Here is a 12,925-nt window from a genome sequence, read left to right on the forward strand (position 1 = left end):
TGTGGAACGAACTGGTGAGGTTGATGGCGATGATCTGGTCCCACTTGGCGACCGGGAACTCGTCGATGGCCGCCACATGCTGGATGCCGGCATTGTTGACCAGGATATCGCAGGCGCCCGCCTTCTCGATCAGCGCGCGGCACTGGTCGCCTTTCGACATGTCGGCCTGGATGTAGCGCACCTCGGTGCCGTATTTTGCCGCCATGTCGGAGGCGATCTGGTGATCCTCGTCGCTGTCGGTGAACGAATTCAGCACCACCTTCGCCCCGGCCTTCGCAAGCTCTTCCGCCACGCCCAGGCCGATACCGCTGGTGGATCCCGTCACCACTGCCGTCTTGCCGCTCACAGTCATTGGTCTCTCCTCTTGCCGCGGGCACCGGCCAGAGGGCGGCCCCGTCGGGATCGACAATAATGCTGCGGGCGCGAAAAGCGAGGGAAAGAGCCGGGCCAATCGCGCAGACGGGAAGCGGCGCGATCAGGGCGCGATCGGGGGCCAACCGGGCTGGTATCGTTTCGGCAAGGATCCTGCGACAGGCCAGAAAAAAACGCCGGCACGAAGCCGGCGTTCAGTTATTGAGGCAGGTTTCATACAGGCAAGAAACCTATCGAGCAGTGATCTCTTTATAAGCAATCCCGCCTCGTCATGAAAGCTAAAAGTTTGAAAAGGCGTGAATCCACAGTTACCGTAAGGGCCAAGAAAACAAGGTTTTCAAGGAGCAGACAGCGAATGAAACTTATCCCCAACGGACGGCGAAAGGGCCTATTGCGCCGGGCAGGCGGTGCCCTCGCCGGGGCGATTCTCGGGCTTTCGGGGGTGATTCCCGCCCTTGCCGAGCCCTCTCATGGTCTTGCCATGTATGGGGAACCCGCCCTGCCGGCGGATTTCGGCCATTTGCCCTATGCCAATCCCGATGCCCCCAAGGGCGGCGTCTATGTCTCTGGCAATACCGGCGGCTTCGACAGTCTGAACCCCTATATCGTGCGCGGAAACGTGCCCTGGCAGCTGCGGTTCCTGACCAACGACAGCCTTGTCTACCGCAGCCAGGACGAACCCTTCACCGTCTATGGGCTGATCGCCGAATCGATCGAGACCGGGCCCGAGCGCGACTGGGTGGAGTTCACCCTGCGCGAAGAGGCCCGTTTCTCGGACGGCAGCCCGATCACCGTCGAGGACGTGATGTGGTCCTACGAGACGCTGGGCACCGAGGGCAACGCACGCTACCTCGGCCTCTGGGGCATGATCGACACGATGGAGCAGACCGGCCCGCGCAAGATCCGCTTCACCTTCAACAGCGACGACCGCGAGCTGGCGCTGATCGTCGGCATGCGGCCGATCCTCAAGAAGGCCCAGTGGGAGGGCATCGACTTCGACCAGCCCGGCTTCGACGTGATCCCCATCGGCTCGTCGCCCTATGTGGTCGACAGCTGGCAAGCCGGTCGCAACGTGGTGCTGAAGCGGGATCCCGACTACTGGGCGAAGGACCTGCCGATCCGCCGCGGCACCGCCAATTTCGACGAGATCCGCATCGAGTTCTTCGGCGACCAGAACGTGCTGTTCGAGGCCTTCAAGGCCGGCGAGATCTCTTTCGTGCGCGAGTTCAACGCCGAGAAATGGGACCGCGACTATGATTTCCCTGCCGCCCGCGCGGGGGATATCGTCAAGACCGAGGTCAGCTCGGAGCGTCCCTCGGGCATCACCGGGCTGGTGATGAATTCCCGCCGGGCGCCCTTCGACGACATCCGCGTGCGCGATGCCCTGCTGCATGCCTTCAACTTCGAGTACATCAACGAGGCGCTGACCGGCGGCAAGCAACCGCGCATCACCTCGTATTTCTCGCACTCCGTGCTGGGGATGCGCGAGGGGCCCGCAGAGGGCCGGGTGCGCGAACTGCTGGCGCCCTTCAGCGACGTACTGGCCCCCGGCGCGCTGGAGGGCTACGCGCTGCCCGTCAGCGATGGCTCTGCCCGCAACCGGGCCAATATCGTCAGGGCCGCCGAGCTGCTGAACGAGGCCGGATGGCCCGCCGGGGACGATGGCCTGCGCCGCAATGCCGCCGGAGAGCCGCTGACCTTCGAGATCCTGCTGCGCCAGGGCGACCAGCAGACCCAGGCCATCGTCGACATCTACCTCGACGCGCTGAAACGCCTCGGCATCGAGACGCGGGTCACCGTGGCCGACAACGCCCAGTACACCAGCCGGATCGAGACCTTCGATTTCGACATGACCGACATCCGACGTCAGGTCTCGCTGTCGCCGGGCAACGAACAGCGCCTCTACTGGGGTGTCGAAAGCGCCGACCAGAACGGCTCGCGCAACCTGATGGGGGTGAAGAACCCCGCCGTCGATGCCATGGTCGACGCCATGCTGGCCTCGCGCTCGACCGAAGAGTTCAACGCCGCCGTGCGGGCGCTGGACCGGATCCTGACCACCGGGCGCTACGTGATCCCCTTCTTCATGTTCGACAAGGGCCGTATCGCCCATGTGAAGGCCCTGCGCTTCCCAGAGGTGACGCCGATCTACGGTGACGGGGTCTCGTACCTGCCTGAGGTCTGGTGGATGAATCCCGAGGGCTGAGACGCCCCCTTCACGTCACGACACGGAACGCCGGGCCCCTGCCCGGCGTTCTATTGTCAGATGACACCGAAAGGAGGCCCCCGATGAACTGGCCTGAAATCGCCCGAAACTGGACCGCCCTCGTGCCCGCCGTGATGCAGCAATGGCCCGAGGCGCAGGAGGCGGACCTGCTCTCTCTCGACGGCTCCCGCGACGCGCTGGCCGGCTATCTCGTGCAGGCCACGGGGCGTGACTACGCCGACCTGCAGGACGAGATTTCGCAGTGGCGCGAGGGGGCCATGCCCGCCGACCTGCGGATGGATGAAAGCGAGGACATGAAGGCCATTGCCGCCTCGGGCAAATACGTGCCCGCCGGCGAGGATCCCTCTGACGATGACGCCGCCTTCGGCGATGACGGCCAGCCCGGAACGCCCATCGGGCGCACCGGCTAGGGTTCAGGCCAGCGAGGTCACCCAGAGGATCGTCGCATCCTCGGGACTGAGCGAAATCACGTTGTGCCCCATCGAGGCGTCGTAATAGGCGCTGTCGCCCCGGCGCATCTCGAGCGGCTCGTAGAACTCGGTATAGAGGCGGATCACCCCGGTCAGCACGTAGAGGAACTCCTCTCCGTCGTGGCGCACCCAGCCGTCGAATTCCTCCATCGAGCGGGCGCGGATGCGGGCGTGATAGGGCAGCATCTGCTTGCGCGTCAGCTGCGAGGCCAGCAGCTTGTGCTCGTAGGTGGCGGTGGCGTGGTCCTGTCCCTCGCCGTCGCGGGTGGCGGCCATGCGGCCCATGACCTGCTGCGCCTTGGGCGGGGTGAAGAGCTGGGGCACCGGAATGCCGAGGCCGGTGGCCAGCTTCTTCAGCGCATCATAGGTGGGCGACATCTGCCCATTCTCGATCTTGGACAGGGTCGAGCGCGCCATGCCCGCCTTCACGGCGGCCTGTTCGAGCGTCCAGTCCCTCTCGCGGCGCAACTCGCGCACGCGATGGCCCAGATCCAGCGGTTCGGCCGTGGTCTCTTCGCCGCTTTCGCGGGCAATGCGGATCAGGGTGCGGGGGTCGGTTTCGCTCATGGCGATCTCCTTAGCGCGGGGCGCGGGCCTCTGGCAACGCCCCGCAAGGCGGCTCGGCGCGCCACGCTCACGCTTTCGGCACTGGTCCCCGGTCGCCGCGCCCGGTAAAAGCACCCGGACCGGCGGCATGTTGCGGCATCGCCGCGCAATGCGAACGGAAACTGCAGCGCCGCCACGGCCGCGCTGGCGGAGGCCCAATGACCGTCAAACTCGATATCCTCTCGGACCCGATCTGCCCCTGGTGCTACATCGGCAAGACCTTCCTCGACCGCGCCCTGGCCGAACGGCCGGCGCATCCCTTCACCATCGAATGGCATCCCTTCCAGCTGAACCCCGACATGCCCCGCGAAGGCATGGACCGGCGCGCCTACCTTGAAGGCAAGTTCGGCAAGGGCCGCGCCGACGAGGTCTATGCACAGATCGCCGAGCGCGCCCGGACCGAGGGGATCCCGGCCGATTTCCCGATGATCACCCGCACCCCCAACACGCTGGACGCCCACCGGCTGATCCACTGGGCGGGGCTTGAACAGGTGCAGGGCAAGGTGGTCGACGCTCTCTTCGCCGCCAACTTCCGCGAGGGCCGCGACATCGGCGACCGCGAGGTGCTCTGCGATATCGCCGACAGCTGCGGCATGGATGCCTCGGTCGTCGGGCGGCTGCTGGACAGCGACGCGGACGAACAGTCGATCCGCGACCGCGATGCCCATAGCCGCAAGATGGGCGTGAACTCGGTGCCGACCTTCATCGTCGCGCAGCAGCATGCCGTGCCGGGCGCCCAGCCGGTCGAGCTGTGGCTGAAGGTGATCGACGAGATCGCCGGCCAGATCGCCGAAGACGGCTGACCCGCTGCGCGCTGACGCAGAGGCGCGATGTGAACTGATGCAGGGTCGCCGGGCCATCGGCGGCCCTGTCGCGCACTGGTGCATGAGGTGAAAAGCTGCTAGCCGCATGTAAATCCCGCATGCCTCCCAACGAAGGACGACCCATGGCTCAGCAGCGCCTGCACCCCGCCGAATTCGTGGCCCTGATGGCGGTGCTGATGGCCACCGTGGCCTTCTCCATCGACTCGATGCTGCCCGCCCTGCCCGATATCGGCCGTGAGCTGGCCGGTGGGGTCGCCAATGACGCGCAGCTGGTGCTCTCGGCCTTCATGGTCGGCATGGGGGTCGGCACGCTGTTCACCGGGCCGCTGTCGGACAGTTTCGGGCGCAAGCCGGTCGTCCTCGGCGGGGCCTGCGTCTACATGATCGGCGCGCTGATTTCCTGGCAGGCGCCGACGCTGGAGATCCTGATCCTCGGCCGCGCCCTGCAGGGCCTCGGGGCCTCGGCGGCGCGGGTCGTCGCCATCGCCATCATCCGCGACCTCTACTCCGGGCGCGAGATGGCGCGGCTGATCTCCTTCGTGATGATCGTCTTCACGGTCTTCCCGGCCATGGCGCCGCTGCTTGGCAACTGGATCATCCTGGCCGGTGGCTGGCGGTCGATCTTCCTGGCCTTCCTGGTCTTCTCCTTCATCGGCTCGGCGTGGATGGCGATCCGGCTGGAAGAGCCCCTGCCCCGCGAACGCCGCCAGAAGTTCCGCGTCATCAACCTCTGGCACGCCCTGCGCGAGATGTTCTCGATCCCCATGGTGCGGCTGTCGCTGATGGTGCAGACGGCGATCTTCTCGGTGCTCTTCACCTCGATCTCGCTGATCGAGCCGACCTTCGGGCGCATCTTCGGCCTGTCCGAGGCCTTCCCCTACTGGTTCTTCGGCATCGGCATCCTCTGCGCCACCTCCTCGATGGTCAACGCGGCGATGGTCGGCAAGTACGGGATGCGCAAGATCATCACCCTGACCCAGGGCATCTTCCTCGCACTGTCCGTCGCGCTCTTACTGGCCTATTTCCTGATCCCGCATGAGCCCGGCTACGGCCTCTATTTCTTCGCCTACCTCGCCTGGCAGGCTGCGGCCATGTACCAGATGGGGCTGACCATCGGGAACCTGAACGCCCTCGCGATGGAGCCGATCGGCCATATCGCCGGCCTCGCCGCCTCGGTGCTGGGTGCCGTCTCGACGGTCGTCGCCGCCGTGATCTCGACCATCGTGGCGCAGGTCTTCGACGGCACCATCCTGCCGCAGCTGGCCACCTCGCTTCTGCTCACCGCCATCGCCTTCCCGATGCTGCTGCGCATGCGCGGGCTGGAACGGCACAGCGATACCTGAGGCCCGCCCCGCCAGCGCGACCCCACACAGGAACGCATATCCGGTATACTTCGGCATACAAGGGTTTCCGCTAACGGAGCTTTAGGCTATGCAGGCGCAGAAAGCCGCATGCGGCTTGATTCCAGCCCGTTCCGTACATCGCAGGGAGCCAGCCCCATGACGAAGATCAAGGTGGACAATCCCGTCGTCGAACTCGACGGCGACGAGATGACCCGCATCATCTGGGATTTCATCAAGAAGAAGCTGATCGAGCCCTATCTGGACATCGACCTGCTCTACTACGATCTCGGCATCGAAGAGCGTGACCGCACCGATGACCAGATCACCATCGACGCGGCGATGAAGATCAAGGAGATCGGCGTCGGCGTGAAATGCGCCACGATCACCCCGGACGAGGCCCGCGTCGAGGAATTCGGCCTCAAGAAGATGTGGAAGTCGCCCAATGGCACGATCCGCAACATCCTGGGCGGCGTGGTCTTCCGCCAGCCGATCATCTGCCGCAACGTGCCGCGCCTCGTGCCCGGCTGGACCTCGCCCATCGTGGTCGGCCGGCACGCCTTCGGCGACCAGTACAAGGCCACCGACTTCACCTTCCCCGGCAAGGGCCAGCTGACGATGAAATTCGTCGGCGAGGACGGCACCGAGATCGAGAAGGTGGTCTATGACGCCCCCTCTGCCGGGGTCTTCATGGGCATGTACAACATCGACCAGTCGATCCGCGATTTCGCCCGTGCATCGTTCAACTACGGCCTCAACGTCGGCTGGCCGGTCTACCTGTCGACCAAGAACACCATCCTCAAGGCCTATGACGGCCGTTTCAAGGACATCTTCGCCGAAGTCTACGAGACCGAGTTCGAAGAGCAGTTCAAGGCCAAGAAGATCTGGTACGAACACCGGCTGATCGACGACATGGTCGCCTGCGCGCTGAAATGGAACGGCAAGTTCGTCTGGGCGCTGAAGAACTACGACGGCGACGTGCAGTCGGACACGGTGGCCCAGGGCTTCGGCTCGCTCGGCATGATGACCTCGCAGCTGATGACGCCGGACGGCAAGATCGTCGAGGCCGAGGCCGCCCATGGCACAGTCACCCGCCACTATCGCCAGCACCAGCAGGGCAAGTCGACCTCGACCAACTCCATCGCCTCGATCTACGCCTGGACCGGCGGGCTGAAGCACCGCGCCAAGCTGGACGACAACACCGCGCTGATGGCCTTTGCCACGACGCTCGAGAAGGTGGTGGTCGAGACCGTCGAGAGCGGTCACATGACCAAGGACCTCGCGCTGCTGGTGGGCCCTGACCAGGGCTGGCTGACCACCATGGGCTTCCTCGAGAAGGTCGACCAGAACCTGAACAAGGCCCTGGCCGGCTGAGCCCGACCGCCTTTCCCGAAAGGCCCGCCCCGGCGGGCCTTTTTCCTTTCGGCCGACCGGATCGCGTTTCAGCCCACCAAGTTGCCGTTTGGTCAAAGGGGCCGCCCAGGTGACGCCGGACGCAGTCGCCAATGGCCGCAAACCGTCACGAACTCTGCGCCGCCCCGCCGCGCGGCCCCGGTGCTTCCTGCGCATCGCGACCGTTCGTCTGAAGGGCTTCCCCTGAGCGCCGGGCGCACCATGCCAGCACGGATCTGCCCAAATGCCGCCCCCGGAGCGCTGCGCCCGTGCATCTGCCACTGATCAGGTCATTCCGCTTGTCGGGGTCCGTCACTGGCAAGGAACACAGCCGAGGTCCGCACCAGCCCATCGTGCTGCAGGGGGCCCGCTCCGGCAGGCCATCCGGCCTAACATCTCGGCCCCGCATATCTCGCTTCTCCGAAAGGGCTGGCTGCGGGCAGGATGCAGGGGCACCGGAAGCTTGCGAGCCGAGGCATCGGCTGTGATGCGACCGCGCGGAAGGCCCCGTGGTGCTTCCGATCTGCCGAGATCACGTGTCGGAACATGGCCTTTCGTCGCAGTGACAGGGCACCCTGCGCTTGCGGACCGGGCGCCCCCCCCCTTTGCCTTGCGATGGCGCAATATCCGCGTTGCCTGCTCCGCTCCGGACATTCCGTGTCCCGGGTCGGACCCTCGACAGGACACCGGCACAGGACACTGTGCCTTGCACGGGCCGCTGCCCCTTCCCTCAACCCGCGGCGCGATAGCCCGGATGGGCGTTCCGTGCGATGCCCTGGTCCCCGCTGAAGAAGGAGACCGCGGCCTGCACATCGGCAATCCCGGTCGCCAGCGCCTGGGTGGCCGCATTGGTCTCTTCGGCCATGGCCGCGTTTTCCTGGGTGGCGTGGTCGAGCTGGTTCACGGCGGTGTTCATTTCGGAGATCCCCCGCGCCTGCTCCCCGGCGGACCCGGCGATCTGCGCCACGATGTCGTTGATCTCTCCAAACATAGAATCGATGGTGCGGATCGACGTGCCTGCCTGCCCCACCAGGTCCACGCCACGCCCCACTTGCCGCGTCGAGGCCGAGATCAGCTCGGCGATCTCGCGCGCCGCCTCGGAGGACCGCTGCGCCAGGGCCCGCACTTCCTGGGCGACAACCGCAAAACCGCGCCCGGCATCTCCGGCGCGCGCCGCCTCGACCCCGGCGTTCAGCGCCAGGAGGTTCGTCTGGAAGGCGATATCGTCGATAACGTTGGTGATCGAGGTGATCCGGTTCGAACTTTCCTGGATCTCGTTCATCGCACCGACCGCATTGTCGACCACGCGGCCCGACTCCTCGGTGCTCTTCTTGGCCAGGTCGGCCTTGGACTTGGCTTCATTCGCGGCCTCGGCGGCGTGCTGGACCGAGACTGAAAGCTCGGTCAGTGCCGCGGCGGTCTGTTGCAGTGTCGCGGCCTGCTGTTCGGTGCGCCGGGACAGCTCTGTGGTGGCGCCGGTGATCGCGCCGGTTTCGCTGTGGACATCGCTCGAGCGCTCCAGCACCTGCCCGATGACCTCGTCGATCTTGGCCACGGCGCTGTTGAACTTCTGCCGGATCGCGTCCATCTGGCCCAGGTTCTGTTCCAGCCGCACCGAAAGATCGCCATCCGCAAGCCGGTCCAGCCCCGCCTGCATCGTATCGACGGTCTGCTGCAGGGCCGTGGTGTCGATGGCATATTTGACCACCTTGACCACCTCGCCCGCAGCATTGCGGATCGGGTTATAGCTGGCGCGGATGTGGACGGCCTTGCCGCCCTTGCCCAGCCGCAGAAAGTTTCCACTCACTTCCTCGCCCCCGCGCAGGCTTTCCCAGAAACCCTCGTACTCGCGCGACTTGGCGTAGGTCCGGTCCAGGAATATCGAATGGTGCTTGCCGATGATCTCTTCGCGGGTGTAGCCCATGGCGGTGCAGAAGGTATCGTTGGCAGAGACGATCTTGCCCCGGGTGTCGAATTCGATCACCGCCTGGACCTTGTTGATCGCCGCGATCTGGCTGGCGGCATCGGCGGCGATGTTCTTCGCCTCGGTGATGTCGAAGGCATAGCAGACCACCTTGAAGGGGCGCCCCTCGGGATCGATCAGCGTCTCGTAGGTGGCTTCGAGCCAGCGACAGGCGCCGTTGCGGTCGCGCCGCCGCACTTGGCCGTTCTCGGACGACCCCTTGCGCAGCCGTTCCCAGAAGGCGGCATAGTCGCTGCCCGCCGCATCTTCGGGATCAAGGAACATGCGGTGGTGCTTGCCCTTCACCTCGTCCAGCTTGTAGCCCATGGGCTTCAGGAACAGCTCGTTCGCCTCGAGCAGCCGCCCGTCCAGGTCATATTCCGCCACCGCCATCGAACGCTTGACCGCGTCCACCTGGCTGCGGTTGTCGCGTCTGCGGAAGTGCATGCGCGAGATCTCCCGCGCGATGCTCAGGACATGGGTATAGCCGCCCTCAGGCGCCTCGACCGGGGTATAGGTCACGTCGAACCAGATCTCCTCTCCGGCGCGGTTCAGGCGGGGCACGATGCGGTTGATCGTCTTGCCCTCGGCCATGTTGCGCCAGAGCCGGGTGAGATCGGGCAGGTCGTGATCCTTCTCGCGCACGAAGATCTTGAAGGACTTGCCCACCACCTCGGCGCGGGAATAGCCGGTTTCCTGGCAGAAATTGTCGTTCGCATCCAGGATGGTGCCCTCCATGTCGTACCAGACCAGAAGGTGCGACCGGCTGATTGCGTCGATCTCGGCCAGGGCGGTACTGGCCGGTGAGTCCTTCGACCTGGACAGGAATGCAAACATGTCAGCCTCTCGTTTCGTGACCGGGCGAAGGCTAGGCCCCCTCAGTTGACGTATGGTGAATCACGCCCCCGTGATTGACGCCAATTTGAGACACCCAAACGAGAAGGGCCGCCCGAGGGGCGGCCCTTGCTGTGCATGGCCCTGCCTGTCGCCGGGTCAGGCCGCATGGCGCTGGTGGCGCCCTTCGCGGATCTCCTCGACCAGCTTGTCGACGAAGGCCTGCAGGTCGTCGGGACTGCGCGAGGTGACGATCCCCCGCTCGCAGACCACGGCGCTGTCCTCCCACTTGCCGCCGGCGTTTTCCACGTCGGTGCGGATCGAGTGGTAAGAGGTCACCGGCAGGTCCTTGACGATGCCGGCCTCGACCAGCAGCCAGGGGCCGTGGCAGATGGCGGCGATGATCTTGCCTGCGGCATGGAAGTCCTTCACCAGAGAGATCGCCTCGGGCTTGGTGCGCAGGATATCGGGGTTGATCTGGCCACCCGGCAGGACGATGGCGTCGTAATCGGCCGCCGAGACATCGGCCAGCGCGGCATCGGCGGGCACCTCGGTGCCCCAGTCGCTGCCCTTCCAGCCGCGGATCTTCTCGCCGTCCAGGCTGACCACATGCACCGTCGCGCCACGCTCCTTCAGCGCGTCGCGGGGCACTTCCAGCTCGGACTGCTCGAAGCCATGGGTGGCAAGGACGAGGACGCGGGATTGATCGATTGCGGGCATTGGATGCTCCTTTCGCTCGTATGGGCGGGGCGGGTCCTGCCGCCCCTCTGATCCTGCAACGAATAGCCCCGGCGGGATGTTCCGGATGCCGTCGCGCCTCGGCGACTCCCTGCCCGGGAGTTGGGCATCCCGGCACTACGTCGCGTCCCCCGGCCCGGATCCCGCGCTTTCGCTCTGGGCCTTGCGGGCGCGGGCGGATACAAGGGAAGCATTGCTGACCCATCATGCCCGAGAGAGACCGCGATGCCGGCACCGATGCCGATTCCCACCGAGTACCGTCACAGCCACACCCCGCTGGAGGACGCCCAGGGCTTCGCCATCGCCCTGCTGACCTCGGCGACGGGCATCATCTTCCTCTCGTCGCTGGGCTTCATCACCGGCCAGACCGCCGGGCTGGCGCTGATCATCGCCTATGCCACGGGCTGGAGCTTCGGCACGGTCTTCTTCCTGGTCAACCTGCCCTTCTACGCCTTCGCCTGGAAGCGCCTGGGCGCCGAGTTCACCCTGAAGAGCTTCTTCTGCGTCGCCGCCCTGTCGGTGATGGTCGACTACCTGCCCCTGGGGTTGCAGTTCGAGACCCTGAACCCGATCCTCGGCACCACGATCTTCGGCGTCCTGACCGGCTACGGGCTGCTCGGGGTGTTCCGCCACAAGGGCTCGCTCGGCGGGCTGGGGGTGATCGCGCTGCTGATCCAGGACCGCACCGGGTTCCGCGCCGGCTACGTGCAGCTGATCGTCGATGCGGTGCTGTTCACCGTCGCCTTCTTCCTCTTCGACAGCCGCGCCATCGCCTATTCGCTCTATGGCGCGCTGATCCTCAACGGGGTGATCGCCTTCAACCACCGCCGTGACCGCTACATCGCCGACTGAACGCGCGGCCCGCCGCTCTGGACAGCGAAATTCCGCGCAGATAGACCGGGTGCAAATCGCGGAGGCCCCATGAGCGACGACCAGATCACCGAGACCAGACGGCAGGGCCACAGCCCTGTCGCGGATGCGCAGGGCATGCTGTTCGGCACCTCGATGTGCGGGCTGGGGATCGTCATCCTGACCCATCTCGGGCTGGTCACCGGCCAGACGGCGGGGCTGGCGGTGCTGATCTCCTATGTCACCGGACAGAGCTTCGGTCTGGTGTTCTTCCTGGTCAACCTGCCGTTCTACTGGCTGGGCTATACCCGGATGGGGCTGCGCTTCACCATCAAGACCTTCCTTGCCGTGGCCATGCTGTCGGTGCTGTCGAAGTTCCTCGGCACGCAGGTGGTCTTCGACCAGCTAACCCCCTGGGTCGGCGCGGTCCTCTTCGGCTTCATCACCGGTGCCGGGCTTCTGGCGCTGTTCCGCCATGGCGCCTCGCTGGGCGGGATCGGGATCCTGGGGCTCTACCTGCAGGACAAGACCGGCTTCCGCGCCGGCTGGACGCAGCTGAGCTTCGATGCCTGCCTCTTCGCGGTGGCCTTCTTCGTGCTGCCGGGCAGCGCCTTCCTCTGGTCCCTGCTGGGCGCCGTGGTGGTCAACCTGGTGATCGCCATCAACCACCGCCGCGACTGGTACGTCGCCACCTGAGGAGCGCCCCGTGCCCGCCTACCTGACGCTGATCATCGCGGTGGTGCTGGAAACCATCGGCACCTCGGCCCTGACGGCCAGCCAGCAGTTCAGCCGGCTCTTGCCCTCGGTGCTGACGCTGGTGGCCTATGCGGCCAGCTTCTACTTCCTGTCGCTGACCCTGCGGCATATGCCCGTGGGCGTGGTCTATGCGCTGTGGTCGGGCCTCGGGATCGTGCTGATCGCGGTGATCGGCTACCTTGTCTTCGGCCAGAAGCTCGACCTGCCTGCCGTCATCGGCATGCTGATGATCGGCGGCGGCATCGCGGTGATCCAGATCTTCTCGAACACCACCCCGCACTGAGGCCCGCTTGTCCCGGCGCCCGGGCTGGCGTTCGCCATCGCCTCAGGGCCAGGACGCACCCCAGGAGCTTGCCCGACAGTGAACCGGCCGGGTCCATTTCCCTCTGCGCGCCCTCGGCCCATGTCGCACCGGCGAACGCATTGCGGGGGGGGGGCGGCGTGGCCGCAGGCCGCGCCGCCCCCCTTCGTGCCCCGCAGGGCGTCTCAGCCGAAAGCTTTCAGCCGTTTCAGAAGCGCCGAGGTATCCCAGCGACCGCCGCCCATGGTCTGCACGT

12 protein-coding genes are annotated in these 12,925 nt (G+C 65.8%); 8 read left to right on the forward strand and 4 right to left on the reverse strand.

What is annotated here, in order from left to right; genetic code table 11:
* On the reverse strand, positions 1-352 hold a 352-nt coding region (locus tag OS124_RS0106525), incomplete at its 3' end, for an SDR family NAD(P)-dependent oxidoreductase (RefSeq protein ID WP_010138614.1).
* A gap of 375 nt (positions 353-727) precedes the next feature.
* On the opposite strand from OS124_RS0106525, the gene OS124_RS0106530 reads away from it, so the two are divergent.
* Complete coding sequence (locus tag OS124_RS0106530; RefSeq protein WP_237708082.1) at positions 728-2,575, forward strand: extracellular solute-binding protein; 1,848 nt, start codon at positions 728-730, stop codon at positions 2,573-2,575.
* A gap of 83 nt (positions 2,576-2,658) precedes the next feature.
* A complete protein-coding gene (locus OS124_RS0106535) occupies positions 2,659-3,006 on the forward strand; it encodes a hypothetical protein (RefSeq protein WP_010138616.1) in 348 nt (115 codons plus the stop codon).
* Between the two features lie 3 nt (positions 3,007-3,009).
* Here the strand turns inward: OS124_RS0106535 and OS124_RS0106540 are convergent, their stop codons facing one another.
* Positions 3,010-3,633, reverse strand: a complete 624-nt coding sequence (locus OS124_RS0106540; protein ID WP_010138617.1) for a helix-turn-helix domain-containing protein — start codon at positions 3,631-3,633, stop codon at positions 3,010-3,012.
* Positions 3,634-3,830: 197 nt separating this feature from the next.
* Between OS124_RS0106540 and OS124_RS0106545 the strand changes: the two genes are divergently transcribed.
* From OS124_RS0106545 to OS124_RS0106555, 3 genes are all read left to right on the forward strand, one after another.
* Positions 3,831-4,475 carry a DsbA family oxidoreductase gene (locus tag OS124_RS0106545; RefSeq protein WP_010138618.1) on the forward strand — a complete coding sequence of 215 codons (645 nt, stop codon included), beginning with the start codon at positions 3,831-3,833 and terminating at the stop codon, positions 4,473-4,475.
* A 143-nt stretch (positions 4,476-4,618) separates the two neighbouring features.
* Positions 4,619-5,839 carry a multidrug effflux MFS transporter gene (locus OS124_RS0106550; RefSeq protein ID WP_010138619.1) on the forward strand — a complete coding sequence of 407 codons (1,221 nt, stop codon included), beginning with the start codon at positions 4,619-4,621 and terminating at the stop codon, positions 5,837-5,839.
* A 156-nt stretch (positions 5,840-5,995) separates the two neighbouring features.
* On the forward strand, positions 5,996-7,210 hold the full coding sequence (locus OS124_RS0106555; protein ID WP_010138621.1) for an NADP-dependent isocitrate dehydrogenase: 1,215 nt from the start codon (positions 5,996-5,998) through the stop codon (positions 7,208-7,210).
* A 748-nt stretch (positions 7,211-7,958) separates the two neighbouring features.
* On the opposite strand, the gene OS124_RS0106560 is transcribed toward OS124_RS0106555, so the two are convergent.
* Together OS124_RS0106560 and OS124_RS0106565 are read right to left on the reverse strand one after the other, a co-directional pair.
* Entirely contained in the window at positions 7,959-10,028 is a 2,070-nt protein-coding gene (locus OS124_RS0106560; protein ID WP_010138622.1) for a methyl-accepting chemotaxis protein, read from the reverse strand.
* Positions 10,029-10,184: 156 nt separating this feature from the next.
* A complete protein-coding gene (locus tag OS124_RS0106565) occupies positions 10,185-10,745 on the reverse strand; it encodes a type 1 glutamine amidotransferase domain-containing protein (protein ID WP_010138623.1) in 561 nt (186 codons plus the stop codon).
* Positions 10,746-10,988: 243 nt separating this feature from the next.
* Between OS124_RS0106565 and OS124_RS0106570 the strand changes: the two genes are divergently transcribed.
* From OS124_RS0106570 to OS124_RS0106580, 3 genes are all read left to right on the forward strand, one after another.
* Positions 10,989-11,615, forward strand: coding sequence for a YitT family protein (locus tag OS124_RS0106570; RefSeq protein WP_010138624.1), 627 nt, complete (start codon positions 10,989-10,991; stop codon positions 11,613-11,615).
* Positions 11,616-11,684: 69 nt separating this feature from the next.
* The gene (locus OS124_RS0106575) at positions 11,685-12,308 is read left to right on the forward strand and encodes a YitT family protein (RefSeq protein ID WP_010138626.1); all 624 of its coding nucleotides are present in this window, start codon (positions 11,685-11,687) and stop codon (positions 12,306-12,308) included.
* Positions 12,309-12,318: 10 nt separating this feature from the next.
* Positions 12,319-12,651 (forward strand): SMR family transporter, encoded by a 333-nt coding sequence (locus OS124_RS0106580; RefSeq protein WP_010138627.1) that lies wholly within the window; start codon positions 12,319-12,321, stop codon positions 12,649-12,651.
* Positions 12,652-12,925 lie beyond the last annotated feature (274 nt).

This window comes from Oceanicola sp. S124, assembly GCF_000220565.1.
Lineage (GTDB): Bacteria > Pseudomonadota > Alphaproteobacteria > Rhodobacterales > Rhodobacteraceae > Pseudooceanicola.